Genomic DNA, 21,126 nt, shown 5'->3' with positions numbered 1-21,126 from the left:
ATGCAATACTTTCATCATTTGAAGCTTCACTAGTCTTTCTAATAGCGAATCCTTCCTAACTTCAAATCAAATAAATTAATTTAGTCAACTAATTCATTGGAGATTTACACCACTTTCTTCTATTATATATGTATTATTTATAGGATTTTTAGTTGATTAAATAACTTCTCTTTTAAGTAATCCTCAATAGATAAATCCGATTCATTGGCAAGTTCACGCAATTGTTCTTTTACGTTTTTTGGAACATTAATTGTTATACTCTCGAAATCAGTTCCTATATAAAGACCATTGTGTCGTAACTGAACAGTTCCTTCTATTAAAAGAGTTTCTAACATGTTGAATGTCTCATAGTAATTATCAATGGATTCTTTATCCAGTTGTATAAAGAATGGTTTAATTTTAATAGTTACTTTATTCTCACCTTGCTCTATGTCTATATTTTCAGCACCAATGAAGTTATAAATGAAATCGAAAAGTCGATAATCTTTACTTTTAATATCATTGAGTAATATAAATTCAAAAGTTGCATAATTTTTCTTTGTAACTCGTTTGAATGACCCTACTTTATAAATAGGTTCATAACCACTGGCAATAATAGCAGCTCCTACTAATTCTTTACCATGAGCAGTCGTCAGAGTGGGTATATTATTTTCAATTCGAATAATACGACCATAATCATTCGTTATTTCATTTCTAAAAGATTGGTACAAATAAATTTCTTTATTCTTTGTAAAGAATGATTTTCGTTTCGATTTACGCTTACTTACATAATCTGATTCTTGAAAACTAGCTAGTGAATCGTTAGAAACAAAATATGTAGGTTTACCTTTAAAATCAAATTTCGATGCGGCTAATGAGCCATCTTTTATATATTTTTGAAGAGTAGTTACATGTAATCCGAGGATTTTCGCAACTTCTGATAGAGTATATCCTTCTGGTCGCTTATATTCCAAAGCAAATGCTTCAACAACATGTTTATCGAACTGCATTGTACCTTCTATTCGCCAGTTATCTTCATACTTTTGTTTCAACTTACCAATACGAACATAATAATAAATGGTAGTTGTTGAAGGTTCTTCTCCCCACTCTTTACCTAAATATTCAATAACTTCCTTTGTAGTTAAGACCTGTTCTTTTTCTTGATATTCTATCAATCTAATAACCTTCTTTCTAAAAATTTTAATTAAGTAAATTTCTCAATATAGAGGATCCATTCTGAAATCCCCTTCGTGTTTTTTATTTCATCTTATTTTTAAGATATTACTAAGTATATGAATTATGTAGTTTTAATTAAAGGAATAGTATCATTAGTAAAAACCGTAATTATAATTATTATAACTCAAGATTCATTTTCAAGTCTAACATTACTCAAACTTTAAAGATAAAGTTCAAATACTAAATATTTAATAGTAATATAGTGTAAAAGAATGGACGGTTTTATTACTTTTATTTAAATTGGCATATGTGTTAGATAATGAAACTTTAAGTTTAAATTCGCGATATATTACTATAAAGCGTAAATATAGTAATTAATATTTAAATAGTTTAAGATAGAAACATATAATTAAATTTCAATTATTTGGTAAAGTATTGAAAGGAAGTGTAAGTTAATGGAATTTCACAGTTTGTTTCCTGTTAGTAAAATTTACAAAATAATAGTTAATATAAATGAATATCCACTTGCACTAACTAACGAACAAATTCAAATTTTAGATCGAACTCAAGAATTTGCAGAAAAGTATAAAGTAGATGTTCATGAAGCATTTTCAGATATTGATATGATTTATCGCTTTGTATACCAGAAGAAGGAAATAGGAGATTTATATGATGATGAAGCAGATACTGGAAGTAAGAATCGTCAAACACGTAAAACTTACATAAAAGAACTTTTAGTTTTTTATAATCATTTAAACGAAAATAAGCATGTACTATTGGAGGATACATTTCATACAAAAAGTCAAAGTATATTACGTATCATAGAACCACGACATATTCTTAATTATCAAAAATGGTTAGTACTTGCTCCGTTAGGTCGTAACGGTCAACCTTATAAAAAAACAACAATCGCTAAAAAGACGGTTGTACTAAAGGCTTTTTTCAAATACTTGTATGAGCAAAAATATACAGAAATGCCACTACACTACTCACTAGTTTCAGCAAATGTAACTCGAAATGATTTACCGAATCGAGATATTACATATGATGAAGTAAAACAAATATTAGACTTTTATAAGAACTCTCCGTTACATTACACGATACTAATTACCTTAGCAACTTCAGGCCTACGTGCAGCTGAACTTGCGACTGCTAAATGGAAAGATATTTCAAAGGATCATCGTGGTTATTGGTTAAAAGTTATGGGGAAAGGTCGTAAAGAACGAGAAGTATATTTAATGGATTATGTGTTTGATGCACTAGTACAATTTAGAAAAAGAAAAGGATTGGCTACAGAATTAGATTCGTTGGATGATTCATATTTAATTTTAACAAGTAAAATGAAGCCTTATAGTCCAAATCATTTATCTAAGTTCGTATCTGAAATGATCAGTCGGACAAAGTTGCCTTTCCTGCTACACCATACACGAAACGGCAAAATCTCAGCCCATTTCTTTCGTCATTTCTATGCTATATTCAGTAGAGAAAATGGTGCAGACATATACTCAATTTCTACATCGCTTGGGCATGAAAGTATAAGAACAACTCAGATTTACCTGGCAAAACATGAAAAAAGGGATACAAATGTAGGCTTGGTATGGAAGAATAAATCTAATTTCTAAGGTTCAATAAAACATATATATAATAGAAGAAACTCATTAATTCAAATAAAAAAGATATATATAATACCTTCTATTTTTCCATAAAGCACTTACTTTTTAGTATATTCGTCTGAAAAGTCAATTCCAGCTCATTGATAGTAGTCACAATTATTTCCTTGCACTTTTATTCCTTTTGAAATCCTAATTAATGTTAATTTACATAAAGGAGAAGTAAAAAAGACAACAGTTTACTGTTGTCTTTTCTATTTACAAATTACATACAATAAAAGGTATAGTGATCACTGCAATTAACATCAAAATCCAATTATACTTCTTAAGGTTTGCTTCAAATTTTTGTAGTTCATCTATTGAGCTTGTTTTAAGGGTTTTCAGTTAGTCCGCCTTGGTTCCTAATTGGAACCAGGTTACAGGATGGGATATGTACACTTTTTAATAAAAGCAAATAATGGTATTTACTTAATAATAAAATTTATACTAAAAAATTACGAAGCTCCTATTGATTCTCTTAAAAAATAGAGGTTTCACATGACTATTGCTTAGAAAGAAAGACTATTATAGATCCCATTGGTCAGATCTACAAACATTTTATCGATCAAAATAATGATTATATACCTCAAAAAGGAGAAACTCCTAATGCTTCTTTAATTCAAGCATGCTTTAGGAGTCTCCTATAAAGAGTTAAGGGAATGTCACATAAACAGTATCAGTTTTAACTTCTAAAAATTTTTAATATTCAAAAAAATATTTAAATTAATATTAAATTTTAATAAAGTTAACGGACTTATTCTCCGTATTTACTAGATTGAAGAGCAAACTTGAAAGAGTAAAAACAACTTATTAATTGATTTAATTCATTTTTAGCTTTCTCCAAAATTTCTTCATCTTTATATATCGAAAATCTTGTGATATATCGATCTAATTTATCGTTTAGTTCGATAATATTATCTGAACTTTTATGTTTCGCATTCAAACGAGTTAAGTCTTTAGCAAAAGCTTCACTTAATGATTGAATACTAGGGATATCTATTTCTTTTTGGATAGAAACAATAGAAGGTGTGTAATCCATCCTGTATGCTTGACCTGGTATTTTCTCCCAAAATTCTTCCCATTCATCAAGTAATCCTGCCTTATAAAGAATCAACTTTAAATATCCACATAACCATGCAGTACAGCTCGTATTTCTATTTTTACAACCTTTTCCTTCCTCTAACTCATTGCAATACTTACAACAAGACCCACCAATTGCAATACAAACATTACATATGGATGAAATACCAACGCCTTCTAAATACTGATGTCCAAAGTGTATCAGTTCTTCTCTTGTCATGAGACGTTCCTTTTCATAAGAATCCATCACTTTTAATCCTTTCTTTTTTACTAAAAGAGAGTGTTTTGCTCTTTGAAAACACTTGAAATCTTTAAAACTTAAAAACTAATCCTCATTGAATTTATCAATCATTGAGATCGTATCAAACAAATAATTGTTAAACATTAACAAAGCAACAGGAGTAATCGATATTTATTTGGTCTCGAAGGAAATAGATGACCTTGTAACCTTCTTTAGTACCAGATTCAATGCTTTTATTACGTAAAAAGTTGTTGCGATACTGTAGATCCTTGATGTATCACCCTCAAGATACCTATCAATTATATGAAATTGTCCTGTTAGATTCCCGTGTAACGACCCAATAGCATATTTCTCAGCCACTCTTATTCCACCCTGTGAAATTACGTTTGTTCATCTTTATGCACATCTCTTTTTGCTTGTATATAAAATTCTACTAATGTGTCAAAACCTTTACGAAAATACGGGTCTCGATAGAACTTGTTGACAAAACCTTCTTCTGATAAACCATCCATCTCTTTTACTATTTCTTTAACGATCTCTGCTGCTCCTTTTTGTATTTCATATTTTAATTTTAAATGCATACGTCCACCTTCCATTACACTTGTTATTCATCTAACATCTTTTACGAATTCACAACCATATACCCACGTTGTCCTATAACTTCTTTAACTTTCGCATATCTTATTAATTCAGTAGTATTATCATAATCAGACGTTACTATTTCTTCGCCTACATCCTTATTAAACAATCTAGTATAATCTATGTTAGTAAGAGCATTTAATAAAGACCCATGATGATTATTTTATTCTAATTATGGTCTATGACAAAAAAAGTCGAGACTTAAATTTAAAGTCCAACTTTTTTTGTCATAAAAAATATATATACCTTCTTAAGAATAGTAAATTTTTCTATCATTATTAATCTTCTTTAAATTTATCTAACATACTAATCGTATCGACTAAGTGATTATTAAAAATTTGACGGGCAACTACTAATAACTCAGAAATCATCGGATCTCTAAGGGAATATGTAACTTTATTTCCTTCCTTCGTACCATATACAATGTTTTTATTTCGTAATATTGAAAGTTGTTGAGATACAGCAGACCCTTCACTACCTATTATACTTTGGATCTCATTTACATTTCTCTCACCCTCACTCAGAATTTCAAGAATTCGAATTCGTAGTGGATGACCTAGTGCTTTAAAAAATTCTGCTTTAAATTGTTGTAGTTCTAAATTCAATTGTGTTCCTCCAAACTATCTTTATGATCAAAGATCCTAATTTCAAAATATTTATTATCTTAACTATACCTATTCAGAGTGTTATTTTAAACTTTATAAAGATAATTACTCAATAGAGTCTAATCTATTAAGATCTTTTTCGTCTTTTTTTTGGTCCTTACTATCTAAAAGGTTTGGTTTGGATAAGATTGAACATTCTAAAAATGCATAGTGCTTGCAACCTAGACACTTATTATAATTAATATTTAATAAAGCGTATGAAATAGCCTCACCTGAATGTTCAAAAATATTTTGTTTACCAATCACATCATACAATTTGGTACGAATTAATAAGTCTTTTGGTTGAGAGTGAAGACCTGTTAGTAACACAAAACTGTCATTTCTTCTGAGATAGTTAACGATATTAGCTAACTTAGCTTCTCCCGTTGTATCGATAAAAGGAACCTTTCCGAATCTTAATATTAAAAATTTTGGATTATTATCTATTAACTTCAAAATAGATTGTTCAAATAGATTGGCAGTTCCAAAAAAAATTGGACCTTCAATTGTAAAAATGCTAATTTGAGGACAATCGTGGTACTCATTAACTGTATGTGACATCAATTTTTGATTCTGACGGGAACGATCTGGTAATACCTTTCTAACGATATGAAGTTCGGACATTCTTTTAACAAATAAAATAACTGCAACGATTAAGCCGACTTCAACGGCCGTTGTTAAATTTAGAAAAACGGTCAGTAAAAAAGTTAAGATTAAAATAATAGCGTCACTGGATTTAGTTTTTAAAATATGAATAAACTCTTTTCTTTCACTCATGTTCCATGCTACAAACATTAAAATTGGAGCCATACTAGCTAAAGGAATTTGTGATGCAAATGGTGCAAACACTAATAAAATGATTAGGACAATAACACCATGGATAATTCCAGAGATAGGTGAAACAGCACCACTCTTTATATTCGTTGCAGTCCTAGCGATTGCTCCTGTAGCTGGTATTCCTCCGAAAAAAGGAATAATCATATTAGCAATCCCCTGTCCTATTAACTCCTTATTACTATTATGCCTACTACCTGACATACCATCTGCGACTACTGCTGACAAAAGTGATTCGATCCCGCCAAGCATTGCAATGACAAACGCAGGACCAATTAGTGTTTGAATTTTTTCCAAATTCAGATCAACAAAATGAAATGCTGGAATACTACTCGGAATAGCGCCAAATGTGGAATTAATTGTTGGAACTTCCCCTTTAAAAAGAAGGTAAGCGGTTATACTAGAAAAAATAAGACCAATTAATGATCCAGGCACTTTTGGGTATAGTTTAGTAACTGTAATAACAGAAATAAAACATAACATTGAAGTTATTAAACTATACGGATTTATTGTCGCAATATGTAATCCAATTTCTCTCATATTTGAAATGAAATCCTCATGCTTAGTTATATTTTGAAGTCCTAAAAAATTAACAATTTGTCCAGTAAAGATAATAACTGCTATTCCTGTGGTAAATCCTATCGTAACAGGTCGAGGTATAAATTGAATTAGAAAACCCATTTTAAAAATCCCCATTAGGGTGAGAAAAACACCAGCTAAAAAACCTGCAATTAGTAAATTATCATAACCATAATGAATTACAATTGATAATAGTATAGGTATAAATGCGCCTGTAGGTCCCCCTATTTGAAACTTAGAACCTCCAAAAATAGATATTAATATTCCTCCAATAATCGTTGTATAAATTCCATATTCAGGTTTCACTCCTGAACTAATCGCAAAAGCCATACCTAAAGGGATTGCAATAATACCAACAATTATTCCAGAAATTAGATCTTTTCTAAAAGACTCTATTTTATACTGTACAAATCTACCTCGCCATTTCACCTTATTGCACCTTCTCGTATATTTGATTATTTGAATATACAAATATTTAATATAATTATAATAACAGATCACTTCCCCGTCAAATAAAATCTTATAATTTATTCTTGTAACTATTTACCAAAAGGTTTATTCCATATTTATCTACAAATTTTTTAGTAATTTACATATTCAGCAAATACAAAAAGAACTAAAAAAAGAACCTCTTCGAAAGGTCCTTTCCCATATAGATGTCTTATTTATTAAACATCTATATTTTTTTTACAAACTCAGATTTTAATTTCATTGCTCCAAATCCATCAATTTTGCAATCTATATCATGATCTCCATCAACCAGACGGATACTTTTTACTTTTGTACCAATTTTAACTACGAGAGAAGTTCCTTTTACTTTAAGATCTTTGATGACAGTCACTGAATCACCATCATTTAAAATATTTCCATTGGCATCTTTTACAACTTTCTTATCATCCATTTCAGTTCCAATATCCAGTGTACATTCATATCCACATTCAGGGCACACAAATAGATTACCATCATGATAAGTATATTCTGAGTTGCATTTTGGACAATTTGGTAGTTCAACCATTTTTTATTTCCTCCTTAAATTTGCTTTTTTAATCATGTTTTTATGTTTTTAGTTGGAAAAGAATTCTTCCATTCAAAAATGGTAAAGGAAATTCTTCATCCAGCTATACTCTCATAGTTTAATCATCCTGACAACATATATTTATGTAGATTTGAATATTTGAATATACTATTTAAAAGTGGGAAAATTAACACTAGAATAAACATTTGATTCGTAGATTAATAAATATTATGAGGAAAAAAATATGAAAAATAGATATTTTAGTTTATTACTTATCTGTTGTTTACTGATTGGAGGAGGTTATTCGAACTATAAGGAATTAAACGGAGTAGCGATCGTAGTTGCAATGGGATTAGACTATTTACCCCAAGAAAAAAAGTACATTATGATTGCTCAAATCATAAATCCCAGTGCAATTGCATCTCAAACAGGTTCGCAAGGGATCCCTGTTATATCCGTAGTAGCGAAAGGTAGAACAATTTCAGAAGCTGCTCGTCTTTCTTCAAGAAAAAACTCTCGCACAAATATTTACTCACATGTTGCTTTGGTTGCACTAGGAGAAACATTGGTAAAGAAAAAATCTGTAAAGTATATATTCGATGTATTTGAAAGAGATTCCAAAATACGAGTAAATGTGCCAGTAATTATTGCTCGAAATAACAGTGTTTTTGAGGTGTTAAATACTATCCCTACTCTTGATAAAATACCTGCAAAGTCAATATATGGGAAAATACATAATACTTCTATTTCCTTGGGGGAAAATAGTGAAAATGAGATACGAGAAGTAATTAGTAAAATTTCAAGTAAAGGTAGAGAGCCTACAATTAATGGTGTTAGTATAGAAAATAAAAATAATACGTCCGAATCATTAGCAAATATGGAAAATGCTAAATCATCATATCCATTTATAAACGGAACAGGTATTTTTAAAAATTAGAAACTAGTAGGATGGTTGGATGGTCCGTCGGCTAAGACCATCCAAATAATTGACAATAATATAAAAACGACTAATATACAAATTCGATGTAATGAAGATACTTTTGACTCAATAGAGCTTACTCGAATCAAAAGTAAAGTAACAATAAAAATGAAGAATCAATTACCAGTGATTGTAGTAAAAATTAATTCAATTGGACATTTTGATGAAGTATTATGTAATGATGAATTTGATAAAGCAAAGACTTTATCAAATTATGAAAAAAAGGCTGAGCATGAAATTAATCAAATAATTGTCAATGGAATTGAAAAAGTTCAACAGTATGGTGGCGATAGCTTTGGATTTGGTGATAAATATCATTTATTAGACGCTAAAACTTTTAATAAAGTTGCTGATCATTGGAATGAATTATTTGTAGATGCAAAAATTAAAGTACAAGTTAATATACAAATTGAAAATGTAGGGATGAGAAAAAAAGCCTATCCATTCTAGAAATATGTTTAAATTTGAAAACCGACTGATCAATTAATGATAGTTGGTTCTCTTTTTAAAAAGGTACATTCTAATACAAACGAATGTGTTAGTTGACCTTTACTTTTAGTAAAAAATTTTCTATTTAAAATATTCGAGCATCCCTTCAACAATTGAATTTGTTGTATTTGTTTGAAATTCTTCTGAAGTCATTCGCGCTTCATCAGTTGAATTTGAAATGTATCCAAGTTCAATTAAGATTGCTGTTCTTGTTAATATATTGGCAAGTATGAACTTGGCAGCAGGTGAGTTGACTACTGGGACTGATACTAATCCTCCTCCTAGTAATTTGGTAGCTGCTTGTTTAAGATGTAGGGTGTATTTACTAGTTTTAAAGTGAACCATAAAAAATTTTAAAAGAGCAAACTAAATTGTAAGTACTATAAAAAAGAGCAACTACTGTTCAAGTAGTTGCTCTAATCCAATTTTTAGAGGGCTTAATTCGTACATGTTTTTAACATCTAATTATCAATTATTTCTCAGAATAGAAGTATTAAATACTAGGAAAGGTCTTTAAACACAAATCAAAAAGACTAATTTGTTGTCTTTTCTTTTTACAAATTGCTTACAATAAAAGGTATAGTGATCACTGCAATTAACATCAAAACCCAATTATACTTCTTAAGGTTTGCTTCAAATTTTTGTAGTTCATCTACTGAGCTTATTTTAAGGGTTTTCAATTAGTCCGCCTTCTTTCTGATACTTTATGTTCAAAGGATGAAGTTATTATAATCTACAGTTGTGAATTTAATGTGAATTTACGATAAATTTAATGAACTATATATACTTCCATTTCCATACCCATTTTGTGCCATTATACCCAAAAACTATATATAATAAAGTAAAATACCTGATTAATTAGTTCCTTATCTTAATTAGTAATTAGAAATTGGACATAAAAAAAGAGACTCATTCTGTGCGAGTCTCTCAACTATATATATTATATTAATACTTATCTTGAATAGCCACCAAGACTTTGTTCAGCCATTTGAACTAAGCGTTTTGTTATTTCTCCACCTACAGAACCATTAGCACGAGCAGTTGAATCTGGACCTAGATGCACTCCAAACTCCGAAGCTATCTCCATTTTCATTGCGTCAATTGCAGATTGAGCATTTGGTGAAGCATATTGATTTGAAGATTTGTTTGCCATGATGTTTTAGCTCCTTTAAATATTAGTTTGTCTGATAAGAGAATATCAGATTGGAGATAGTATTATCTCTAAAATTAAAATCTATTCAAATTAATTTTAAATTACAGGTAATATTAAAATTGAGCTATTATAACGCTCAGAATAGTTTATGACCCGCGAGGTTTAATTAAAAGGATTCATAGCGAACTAATAAAATTAAAGAAGCTGAAAACCCAATAACACCAAGGCCTACAGCTTCTCTAAAAGTATGGAACTGGACTTGAACCATCGACCCCTACCCTGTCAATTACAGGATGCGCGGATTATTCAGTATTACTGGATATTTTAGGTCAATTAAGTCCATTAAATCAAGGAGTCATTGTAATTTTATGCACAGCTTGTCCGTTATTTCTATTGTTTCTATTAAGTCTGTGCAATTTTTGTGCAATGAATATGATTGAATAAGTGAGGTAGGGTGCACTTGTTATTTTAAGGTACTGATTTCAACATTTATAAATTAGTTCATTTCAGCAGGGATCTCTTCTGGCGCAAGTAATCCTCTCCGCAATATCTTACCTGTACTATTTTTAGGCATTTCAGAAATGATTTCGATTTCTTTAGGTACTTTATATTTTGCTAATTTAATTTTACAGAAATAGAATAATTCATCAGTTGTAACACTTTCATTACTACAAACAACGAAAGCTTTCACACTTTCACCATAATGATGATCAGGTATTCCAATTATGGCTGCTTCTACGATGGCCGGATGCTGATAGAGCACTTCTTCGACCTCTCTTGGATAAACATTATATCCACCTACAAGTACCATATCCTTTTTTCGATCAACAATATAGATGTATCCTTCTTTATCCCTTTTTGCTAAGTCACCTGTATAAAACCAACCATTTTTCAAAGAGGAAGCCGTGGCATCAGGCATGCCAAAGTATCCAATCATAATATTCGGACCTTTTACAATTAGTTCTCCTACTTCACCTCTTGGAACTTCGACTCCATTTGGATCGACAATCATATTTACTACATATGGTATATCTACTCCGACTGAACCAGTCTTTTTATTTCCTTTTAAAGGATTGATTGCTGTAATTGCGGAGGTTTCAGAACATCCAAAGCCTTCTAATACAGTAGTATTAAACTTTCCTTCAAATCTTAGAAGTAATTCAACAGGTATAGAGGCTCCACCTGATAAACATACCCTAACACTTGAAAAATGGTCAGCTGAGAAATCTTTTACTTGCATTAAATAGCTATACATAGTTGGTACACCAGCAAATAAAGTTATTTTTTCATTTAAAATCGTTTGAATAACATCAGTTGGACTAAATTTTTGTGAAATAACGATATTTGCTCCACACATAATTGGTGCATTTATACATACAGTCATACAAAATACATGGAACATAGGAAGTACTGCTAAAATTCGATCGGTTTCTTTAAATTCTATTAATTTAGTAAAAGATGCGGCAGTCGAAGCCATATTACGCTGAGATAACATGGCACCCTTTGGTTTACCGGTTGTACCAGACGTATATAAGATCATTGCAAGATCGTCTTCATTGATTAAAGGGTAATCATATCGATCAGCAGCTTGAACAAGAAGTTCCCAAGTAGATTCGATATAAAACGTCATTTCTAAATCGTTTAATTGCTCTTTTAGATTAGCTAGTACAAACTCCAATGAAGTATTTGCAATAACAGCTTTCGATTGACTATTAGATAGTATATAGGAAATTTCATCTCCTGTGTAAATTGGATTAATCGGTACAACAACCCCACCAGCACGAAGAATACCATAATAGGCAATGACAAATTCAGTGCAATTACCTAATAATAATGCTACTTTGTCACCTTTTTTAATTCCATAGTGAATTAAGTTGGAAGCAACCAAATCAACAGTCGAATCCAACTCACGATATGTCATACTTTCATTTGCAAAAGTAAGGGACAAACGATTTGGAAATTTTTCAGTACTTTTTCTTAAATTTTCATTTAAGTTCCAGCTCATTTATTCTGCTCTCCTTCTATATAAACTATTAATTTCGTTTTATCTTAAATCCATACACGTAACAGACTATTTTTCGAAAATTCAAATAATCACAGCTGTTTTTTATAAAAAACTAGGGTTCCAACTTAATAAAAAGCAAACTAGGGGTTTGTTACTATTTAAAAAGTTTTCGAATAATGTTTAATGCTCCTTTTGTAGTATGGTATCTTACATTTAAATCAAATTTAGTTGTTTGATTTAGAACACTCTTTTCGTGTGTGAAACATTTAAATGAATGGATTCCATGATAGGATCCATGTCCACTATGCCCGACTCCGCCAAATGGTAAATGAGGTGTTGTAATATGATATAAAGTATCATTTATACATCCTCCACCAAATGGAATGTTATTAATAATCCGTTCTTTTACTGAACTTTTTTCCGTGAACAAATAAAGTGCTAATGGTTTAGGATTACTGTTAATGTCATTGATTACTTCATCAATTGAACGGAAAGTTAATACTGGTAAAATAGGGCCGAAAATTTCTTCTTTCATTACGGGATGATCGAGTGTAACATTTGTAAGAATAGTAGGTTCAAATGCTAGTGTTATTTCGTCAGTTTCCCCTCCGTAAAATACAGTAGGTCCAGCTAATAATTTTTTTAACCTTGAGAAATGGCGGTCATTAACAACATGTGTGTAATCACTATAAGTAAGAGGATTTTCCGTAAATAATCTCTCAATCTCTTCTTTTAATGTAGAAAGAAACTTTTCTTCAATTGATTTGTGTACGTATATATAATCAGGAGCAATACAAGTTTGACCAGCATTAAAAAATTTCCCCCATGCAATCCTTCGAGCAGCAAGTTTAATGTTCGCACTTGAATCGACGATTGTTGGGCTCTTTCCACCAAGTTCTAAAGTAACAGGCGTTAAATGTTTACTTGCCGATTGCATCACAATACTTCCGACCTGAACACTACCTGTGAAGAATATATGGTCAAATCTCTCATTTAATAGGGCTGTACTTTCTTCAACTCCTCCTTCAATACAGGCAATAAACTCACTTGAAAATGTCTCTTTAATCAATCTTGCGATCAATGCAGAAGAGTTCGGCGTCAGTTCTGAAGGTTTGATAATAGCTGTATTTCCACCAGCTATTGCACCAATCAACGGGATAAATGTTAGCTGAAATGGATAGTTCCAGGGTGAAATAATTAAATTCACACCATAAGGTTCACGGTAAACTTTGCAACTACTGCCAAAATGAGTGATTGGCGTTTGAACTTTTGAAGGCTTCATCCATTTTCTTAACTGTTTTTTGACATATGTAATTTCATGTAGTATTAAGGCAACGTCTCCAAAAAACCCTTCAAACTCACTCTTATTTAAATCCTTTTTTACTGCTTCTAAAATAAGTTTCTCATTTTCTGAAATTACTTTATATAATTTTACTAGCTGTTGAATTCGAAATTCATATGATCGAGTCTTTCCAGTTTGAAAGAAAGCATTCTGTGATGAAACCAATGAAGCATATTGAGATGAATCAACTAATGTTTTTTCGATTACTTGTTCCATGATTAAACACTCCTTATAGTCGAAATTGTAATAGCCACCTATTCTTTAGCTATTTTTTCTAACTATTATGAATCTATCGAAATACAAAACTATTTGATTTTCAATTTTGATAAAACAAATTGTATCTACCTGTACTAGGGTCGTTTTTCTTCTTTTTTTACTTATCCATTAAACTATATTAATTCCTTGGTCATTTTCTTGTGCCATCTTAATAACACGCTCATCTGGATGCACAAAAACCAATAATAATATACTTGCAACGACAAGTAATGCAATGATGCTAAAAATAAAATAATTATGCCCCATTTCTACGTTTCCTTTTCCGGCAGATTGGATTAAATAACCTGTTACAATTGGGCCAATAATTCCTGCTGAATTCATAAATGAAGTACCTAAGCTTGCCATTAATCCACTACGTTCAGGAGAAAAACTCATTAATAACTGGGGACCTAAAGCTAAGAACACATTTACAAATCCACTTGCAAAAGCAATAGTAACAATGACCCAAACAGTTGAATGAATGAACAGTATTGAAGTCAACATAGCTCCTGCTGACAGCATCGTAATGATTGATAAATTTACACGAGATTTACGAGAATCCCCACTTTTCTTATACAATATATCTGAATAAGTGCAAATCGCATAAGAAATAATCATCGAGCATAAGCCAATACTTAATACCGAATAGCCCATCTGTTGAGATGATAGATGAATCACTTTTACCAAATACTGTGGCATCCAGACAAGTAGCCATACTACATACCAAAAACATGCGAATAAAGCTAGTATCGATGGTATTGAATTACGTGAGAATACTAGTTTGACTATTTCAGAGGATTTCAATTTTGGTTGTATAGATATATTAAGATTAGGTTTCTTTGTTTCAACCGGTTTATCCTTACCAAATGGAATCCAAAAAAGAACCCACAATAGGCTGAATACACCAAAACTAGCAAACGAAAATCGCCACCCAAAATTATGAATCAGATGAACAACAATCGGAGCATATAAAAATGCCCCAATTTGAGCACCTATGTTCAGAATGGATAAAGCCCGTCCTTGCTGCTCTTTTGGGAACCATTTACTTACGTGACTGTACATCGCTGGTGCACTCGGACCTTCAAACATTCCGAGTAAAATTCGGTACAAGATAAGTCCAGTAAGACCAGTGATGGCGAATGCCCCTAGCTGTAAAACTGTCCATGCTAGCAAAAGAATTGTAAGCATTTTTTTTGATCCAATTTTGTCTGACAATGCTCCACCAACGATTGCTGCCAATGAAAATAACCAGAAAAAACTGCTTCCGACCACTCCCCACTGAGGAGCTGATAATTTAAATTCTTTCATAATCGCAATTGAAGCATATCCAGACACCGATTTATCTGCATAGTTAATCATTAATCCGATAAATAAAAATAAAAGTATGATTCCACGAATTCTCTTCAAAGTAAGTCCCCCTTTTTGAATACTTCACCTTTCAGCCACATCATGCACTATTAAAAACCGTCGACAACATGATCTGCAATTAACACAAGGAGGCTTACATAGTCGACGGATTTATTTCTTCAATTTAATTTTGAACTTCTGCTATCTCAACGATATTTTTTAGTGCATTAATAAATCCGGTATGTTCTCCTTGATGATAAATCGCAAAATTAAACAATTCCCCATTTGTCTCTAAAGAGAGAGGTTCTAACAGTAGTGGCTCAGTTAATTTCAGATCAAATCCTTGGACAGCCAGTTCTTCTACTCGCGTTTTTTGATCAATTAATTGGTCAATTAACGTCTCCAATGAGGGTACGTTTTCTTGAAATTCAGTTGGTTTCGTTCCTTGTCCGAATAATTCAATATAATGAAGTGGAAATTCTGTTGGATGATTAGGTAACAAAAACAAAAGCTGTTCATTAATCGTTAAAATATGTCCAACATTCCAATGAAGTGAATTATTAAAACCTTTAGGTTGATGATTTGCAACCACTTCAGCGATAGACTTAAGCATCTTTATTAATGTAACATGTGATCGATTAAATATATTTTTTTGTTGATTCCAGAAATTCATAAACATTCTCCTTTTCTCTTAAAAGATTTTCATAAGAAAGTTTTTTAACCGTACATTTCGGATACACATTTTCCCAAGACCTAAACCTCTACAAAAATTTCTTCTCCATCTATGTTCACTTCATAGGATTTAAGATTCATATTTTTTGATTCAAATAATGTCTTACCTGTACTAACATCAAATTCATATCCATGCCATGGACACCGAATGATTTCATTACATCGACCAAATTCGATTTCTCCTACACAAGGGCTAAGTGTTGTACCTTCTAATGTTCTGGCTCCTACCATTCTTGCTCCCTCATGTGGACAAAGGGCACTTAATACCTTATAGGTAGAATCTTTCATACAACATAAAAGTAATTTTTTCCCATTTACCGTAATTTCTTTGATTTCTCCTGGGTTCATGTCATTTATTTTGGCAACTGCGAATTTCATATTTTCCCTCCTCCCCTATTACTCAAAACCGTAAAATTCTCGAGCATTATCGTACAATAGACGTTGCTTTAATTCTTTAGGGAAAATACTAGGATACGCACGGTATGGATCATCAAAATCCCAATGAGGGTAGTCCGTTGAAAAGACAAGCATTTCAGGCCCAATCATATCAATAATTTGCAATAACTGTTTTGCATCTTCTGGGTCATCCATCGGTTGAGTACTGAAACGGAAGTGTTTTCGGATATATTCACTCGGATTTTTTGTTAACCATGGTACTTCTCTTCGAAGAGAGCGATAGTTCACATCGAATCTCCACATTAGATGGGGTAACCATGTGAATCCACTTTCTAAGCAAATAAATCCTAAGCTTGGATACTTTTCAAACACCCCATGTGTTATTAGACTGACAATTTGAGTCATGAAATTTTGCGGCATCGTTGTATGCCACTGCATGTAATAAGTCGGATATCCGCCCGCTGGTTGTGTGTCCGTACTTTGATGCATTGAAATTCGCAAATTATTTCTTTCTGCAGCTTCATAGATTGGATGGAAATATGGATCTCCAAATTCCACGTCATACAATACAGGCATCATGATTTGTACGATTTTCGGGTGGCTACCAACGCGGTCAATTTCTTGCGCCGCAGCCTTTGGGTCGCGTGTATTAATGCAAATTGATCCACGTAATCGATCGTCTTTAGTCAACCAATTTTCAATAACCCAATCGTTGTAAGCACTCGCAAGCGCATTACGAAATTCTGGCTGAACTGCCTTTGGTGTATCAGAAGGATAAAATAAGCTTGTTAAGATGGCATATTTAATATTGTATTTATCTAAAACTTCTCTTTTCATTAAATTGAAATCTGTTCCTGCAAACCAATTTTTATCGTCATTTTTTAAATCCAGTCGGTCTACTCCGCCAGGAAGTGGCCAAGTATATGGTAATCTTTTTGGTTGCCATTGTCCTCTTTCTAAATAACCTCTCCACGGCTCCTCCATGTAAGGTAATAAGTCAAACACTGATACTGGCATTTCATGGATATCACAATCGATAACGGGTAAACCTTTTCTTGTCTTTTCTTTTTCTAAGTCTGTGTTCTGTTGGATAGTAGTCATTTTCTTCCTCCTATTTGAATTACTGTAAATGATGAAGCAATAGACTTGCTTCGATTCAGTTTTGACTGTTTCACTTAAGATGCAATTTTTGCAAGTTCTCCATCATAAATACGCTAAGGAATCTTCAGATGAATCTAAATTTTCAGATATTATAATTCTTAATCCAATTATAAAACTTATATCCATATTGGGTCAATACATTTACATAAGCGTTTTAAAAATATTTTAGATTATCTAATTTTATAGATAAAACACCAATGATATATTCATTTTGGATGCAAGTACAAACAACTAAAATCAGGAACCGATTAACATTATGCTCATTCTTGTAGTAAAAAACAGTCATTTTTCTTAAGTAAACCGATAAGTAAAAACATTATTGTTAGTTGCAATTGATCTTTAACTATTAAATGACTGCTAATATTGATACTGTTTTTTAAAAATAATAGTGATAAAATGACGATAGTGAATCTTATAATTAAGGAGAAAAGCTTTCATGTTCCAATTTTTAAATCAAGAATCACAAAAAGCGCACACTCAAAAACGTATTTACAAATTGATATGGAAATATGGTCCGATTTCACAAGGAAAAATCATGGAGTTTACTGGATTAAAACAAAGTACTTGTTCGCGCTTTATCGAAGATCTCACAAAAGAAGAGCTAATTAGTGAAGGTAATTTTGGTGAATCGAGAGGAGGAAGAAAACCAACTCTCTATCAAGTTACACCAAATAACTATTTTGTTATTGGCATAGACGTATCTTCTACACCCAGTAAAATATTGATGATGGATCTTTCCTTAACAATCACAGCTGAATCAGTACTCTTTCTCTCTCAAGGAACTTCATCAGAAAATGCGGCTCAAAAAATTGCCCAAGTCATTTCACACATGTTACAAGCACATCAAATTAATCATTCATGTATTCTTGGAATAGGAATTGCCCTCGAAAATTCGGTCATCGATTTAGATAAAAAAGTACTTAGTACTATTCTTGGTGAACAGTTACAAATGAAAATATCGATTGAAAATAGTTCAAATGCCGCAGTTTTAGGTGAATATCAACAAGGTTCATGGAAGGGTTCAGACAATGCTGTATTTATACATAGCGGGATTGGTATTCGAACTGGCATCTTAACAAACGCACATATTCTCCGTAAAACGACAGATACAGCCGGAAAATTTGGACATGGCCATATAGTGGTCGATATTCATGGGCGAAAATGTATTTGTGGAAATTTCGGTTGTGCTCTTGCTTATTCCTCTATTCCAGCGATGATTGATGATACAATAAACGCTTTAAAGAGAGGTCATTCTTCGATATTAAATGAAAAGTTTTCTGTAAATGAACAAATAAATTTTGATGATATTTGCTCAGCAGTTCAAGAAAATGATCCTTTATGTATCCAAGTCATTAAAGATGCTGCTATTTACTTCGGGGCTGGACTTTCTACCTACTTAAGCATTGTCCATCCCGAAATCGTTATTTTAGGTGGACCAACTATAGCAAAGATCGATTTATTTTATGAAATCGTAATTGAAACTACACAAGAGCGAATGAAAAAAGTTTATCCTGATTATGAATTTAAATTTACTCGTCCTACACTTGGCGAAAACGCAGCGGCCATTGGAGCAGGCTGTATTGTTATACATGAATTATTGGATTAATTACACAGCCAAATATGATACTGCTGTTTTATTAATTGAACCGGTAACTGATTGGATTCATCGTTACCGGCTCATTTAATCATTTGTTTTCTTCCACTTCACCTTATTTTCGCTTCATTTATTTTTCTTAGTTTGATACGTATGCTTACTATTAATTAACTTTCGCAAATCTCCTCGGATTAAGCCGTCTTTCATTTCGTTCCATTGAAATGGAATAAAAGGTGCTAAACATGGTACACCAAGAGATTTAAGTGATGCCATATATGCAATTAGAATGATGAATCCTATTAGAATACCTGTTACTCCAAAAAAATAACCAAGTAGTAGAAAAATAAACCTTAGTATTAGTACAGTTCCATATAACCCTCCTGCTGCGATTACAATCGTTGCTAAAAAATTAGTTCCAACTATAATTAATGTTAATGGATGGATTAGTTTAGCCGAAACCGCGGTCTGGCCTACTACAATTGCACCAATCAAAGACACTATAATAACAGTTGACTTTGGTATTCGTAGTGCTGCTTCGGTCAGAAATTGAAACAAAATCAAAACGAAAAAAATTTCAATCAAAATAGGAAAAAGTGTATCTGAGCTGGATAACAATTTTTTAGCAAAATGATGTGGAATCCAATTATGATGAAACCGTTCCATTGACACATATAATCCTAGTAAGAAAACTGACAGGAACCCACCAAATAAGCGCATAAAACGATACCCAAATCGACCTGATTTTGAAAAATATTCATCAGGTTGATGAATATTTTTGAGAAAAAGGCAGGGAACAATTATACAAGAAGGGTTACCGTTTACCAGAATTACTACTCTGCCTTCAAACAAAGCTGAAACCGTTACATCTGGCCGTTAACACGTAAAAGTAAGTGGAAAAAGCTTCTTCTTCCCTTCTAATGCATCTTCTATTACTCTAGCTTCTAATAAATAATCAACATCGATATTCATAATTTTTTGTCTAGCTTCTTCTAAAACATGATGATTAACAAGGCTTCTCATATATAAAATCGAGACATCTGTATTACATTCCTGACCAATTTAATAACTTTCTACACTTAATTGATGCGTCTGTGCCATATTACGTAATAAATTGATATTATTTTTCAATTGCTCATTGAAACTAACCAATGGACCTTTTATAGAACGTTGTGTATCTGGTTCAGAAATGGCTCTTTTTTGCCAATCCGAAGTATCTGCTAAAATTCCTTCATTAAATCCATCAATGAGAACTAGTGTTTTCCCTTTTGATAATCCACTCAAAATCTCATTAATCGTTCTTACTACAATTGCATCTAAAATTGAAAGATGGTAAAAAACAATGTCTTCTAATTTTTCAATTTCTCCAACATGCAACAACGGTGAAAGAAGATGGTTCTGTATAGTTTCATTATTTGTAATTCCATCGAGATAAAAAATCGCAGCCTCACGATCAATCTTTCCTCTAATTTTAAATAAACGAAATTTCAAGTCAGGATTCATTAAATTGTTCTTGGATTAGATTTAGATTCTTAAAAAAGTTAACCGATAAAGATATTTGTTTCAATTCACCCATTCTTTAGCTCCTTCATCTTTTTAAGCATATTAGGCTCTCCTTTAAACAAAAAAATCCAAAGAATTCCTTTCCGTAATGAAAAGCATTTTATTCAATGCATTGAGCATATAAAGAAAACTCGGCGACTACCGAGCCTTTTAGGAGAAAACAAAGGCGTACTTGCACTTATACTTTATTCCAAGATTTGGCATCTACCTCAAGTTCTCTTCCTCACTGCTAATTTTTACTTTCTTATCGTAGAACAAAAAATCTACCTGTTCCAAT

Annotated in this window: 17 protein-coding genes and 2 pseudogenes; 4 read left to right on the top strand and 15 right to left on the bottom strand. The window is 31.9% G+C overall.

The genetic code is table 11. From position 1 onward, the window contains the following. Positions 1 to 137: 137 nt before the first annotated feature. Positions 138 to 1,154: a helix-turn-helix domain-containing protein gene (locus CN692_RS12195; RefSeq protein ID WP_098119438.1), complete on the bottom strand. Its 1,017-nt coding sequence runs from the start codon at positions 1,152 to 1,154 to the stop codon at positions 138 to 140. Positions 1,155 to 1,610: 456 nt separating this feature from the next. Here CN692_RS12195 and CN692_RS12190 point away from each other — a divergent pair, with 456 nt between their 5' ends. Next, positions 1,611 to 2,777 carry a tyrosine-type recombinase/integrase gene (locus CN692_RS12190; RefSeq protein WP_098119437.1) on the top strand — a complete coding sequence of 389 codons (1,167 nt, stop codon included), beginning with the start codon at positions 1,611 to 1,613 and terminating at the stop codon, positions 2,775 to 2,777. Positions 2,778 to 3,558: 781 nt separating this feature from the next. On the opposite strand, the gene CN692_RS12185 is transcribed toward CN692_RS12190, so the two are convergent. From CN692_RS12185 to CN692_RS12160, 5 genes are all read right to left on the bottom strand, one after another. Further along, positions 3,559 to 4,131: a hypothetical protein gene (locus CN692_RS12185; protein WP_098119436.1), complete on the bottom strand. Its 573-nt coding sequence runs from the start codon at positions 4,129 to 4,131 to the stop codon at positions 3,559 to 3,561. A 374-nt stretch (positions 4,132 to 4,505) separates the two neighbouring features. Continuing rightward, positions 4,506 to 4,706: a hypothetical protein gene (locus CN692_RS12175; protein WP_098119434.1), complete on the bottom strand. Its 201-nt coding sequence runs from the start codon at positions 4,704 to 4,706 to the stop codon at positions 4,506 to 4,508. A 336-nt stretch (positions 4,707 to 5,042) separates the two neighbouring features. Then, positions 5,043 to 5,369, bottom strand: coding sequence for an ArsR/SmtB family transcription factor (locus CN692_RS12170; protein WP_098119433.1), 327 nt, complete (start codon positions 5,367 to 5,369; stop codon positions 5,043 to 5,045). A 105-nt stretch (positions 5,370 to 5,474) separates the two neighbouring features. Continuing rightward, positions 5,475 to 7,250, bottom strand: coding sequence for a SulP family inorganic anion transporter (locus CN692_RS12165; RefSeq protein WP_098119432.1), 1,776 nt, complete (start codon positions 7,248 to 7,250; stop codon positions 5,475 to 5,477). Positions 7,251 to 7,497: 247 nt separating this feature from the next. Further along, positions 7,498 to 7,836 (bottom strand): zinc ribbon domain-containing protein YjdM, encoded by a 339-nt coding sequence (locus CN692_RS12160; RefSeq protein ID WP_098119431.1) that lies wholly within the window; start codon positions 7,834 to 7,836, stop codon positions 7,498 to 7,500. Positions 7,837 to 8,080: 244 nt separating this feature from the next. On the opposite strand from CN692_RS12160, the gene CN692_RS12155 reads away from it, so the two are divergent. Together CN692_RS12155 and CN692_RS12150 are read left to right on the top strand one after the other, a co-directional pair. Then, entirely contained in the window at positions 8,081 to 8,773 is a 693-nt protein-coding gene (locus CN692_RS12155; RefSeq protein ID WP_098119430.1) for a Ger(x)C family spore germination protein, read from the top strand. Positions 8,774 to 8,785: 12 nt separating this feature from the next. Beyond that, a pseudogene (locus CN692_RS12150) lies at positions 8,786 to 9,265 on the top strand (Ger(x)C family spore germination C-terminal domain-containing protein); the annotation flags it as partial. 120 nt (positions 9,266 to 9,385) lie between these two features. Here CN692_RS12150 and CN692_RS12145 read toward each other — a convergent pair. The 8 genes from CN692_RS12145 to CN692_RS12110 all read right to left on the bottom strand — a co-directional run bounded on the left by CN692_RS12145 (position 9,386) and on the right by CN692_RS12110 (position 17,635). After that, positions 9,386 to 9,649 (bottom strand): N-acetylmuramoyl-L-alanine amidase, encoded by a 264-nt coding sequence (locus tag CN692_RS12145; protein ID WP_098119428.1) that lies wholly within the window; start codon positions 9,647 to 9,649, stop codon positions 9,386 to 9,388. Positions 9,650 to 10,256: 607 nt separating this feature from the next. Beyond that, positions 10,257 to 10,457, bottom strand: a complete 201-nt coding sequence (locus CN692_RS12140; protein WP_098119427.1) for an alpha/beta-type small acid-soluble spore protein — start codon at positions 10,455 to 10,457, stop codon at positions 10,257 to 10,259. Positions 10,458 to 10,953: 496 nt separating this feature from the next. After that, positions 10,954 to 12,462, bottom strand: coding sequence for a long-chain-fatty-acid--CoA ligase (locus CN692_RS12135; RefSeq protein ID WP_098119426.1), 1,509 nt, complete (start codon positions 12,460 to 12,462; stop codon positions 10,954 to 10,956). A 154-nt stretch (positions 12,463 to 12,616) separates the two neighbouring features. Then, positions 12,617 to 14,020: an aldehyde dehydrogenase gene (locus tag CN692_RS12130; RefSeq protein ID WP_098119425.1), complete on the bottom strand. Its 1,404-nt coding sequence runs from the start codon at positions 14,018 to 14,020 to the stop codon at positions 12,617 to 12,619. A gap of 168 nt (positions 14,021 to 14,188) precedes the next feature. Then, positions 14,189 to 15,466 (bottom strand): MFS transporter, encoded by a 1,278-nt coding sequence (locus CN692_RS12125; RefSeq protein ID WP_098119424.1) that lies wholly within the window; start codon positions 15,464 to 15,466, stop codon positions 14,189 to 14,191. A gap of 124 nt (positions 15,467 to 15,590) precedes the next feature. Further along, positions 15,591 to 16,079 (bottom strand): DinB family protein, encoded by a 489-nt coding sequence (locus CN692_RS12120; protein WP_179865591.1) that lies wholly within the window; start codon positions 16,077 to 16,079, stop codon positions 15,591 to 15,593. A gap of 80 nt (positions 16,080 to 16,159) precedes the next feature. Further along, positions 16,160 to 16,516: a Rieske (2Fe-2S) protein gene (locus CN692_RS12115; protein WP_098119422.1), complete on the bottom strand. Its 357-nt coding sequence runs from the start codon at positions 16,514 to 16,516 to the stop codon at positions 16,160 to 16,162. 18 nt (positions 16,517 to 16,534) lie between these two features. Then, positions 16,535 to 17,635 carry an amidohydrolase family protein gene (locus tag CN692_RS12110; RefSeq protein ID WP_098119421.1) on the bottom strand — a complete coding sequence of 367 codons (1,101 nt, stop codon included), beginning with the start codon at positions 17,633 to 17,635 and terminating at the stop codon, positions 16,535 to 16,537. 496 nt (positions 17,636 to 18,131) lie between these two features. Between CN692_RS12110 and CN692_RS12105 the strand changes: the two genes are divergently transcribed. Then, positions 18,132 to 19,301 carry an ROK family transcriptional regulator gene (locus CN692_RS12105; protein ID WP_098119420.1) on the top strand — a complete coding sequence of 390 codons (1,170 nt, stop codon included), beginning with the start codon at positions 18,132 to 18,134 and terminating at the stop codon, positions 19,299 to 19,301. 114 nt (positions 19,302 to 19,415) lie between these two features. Here CN692_RS12105 and CN692_RS26725 read toward each other — a convergent pair. Continuing rightward, a pseudogene (locus tag CN692_RS26725) lies at positions 19,416 to 20,777 on the bottom strand (spore germination protein). Between the last annotated feature and the right edge of the window lie 349 nt (positions 20,778 to 21,126).

This window comes from Bacillus sp. AFS002410 (genome assembly GCF_002556365.1).
Classification (GTDB): Bacteria; Bacillota; Bacilli; order Bacillales; family Bacillaceae_G; genus Gottfriedia.
This window is presented reverse-complemented; position numbering and strand designations above follow the sequence as displayed.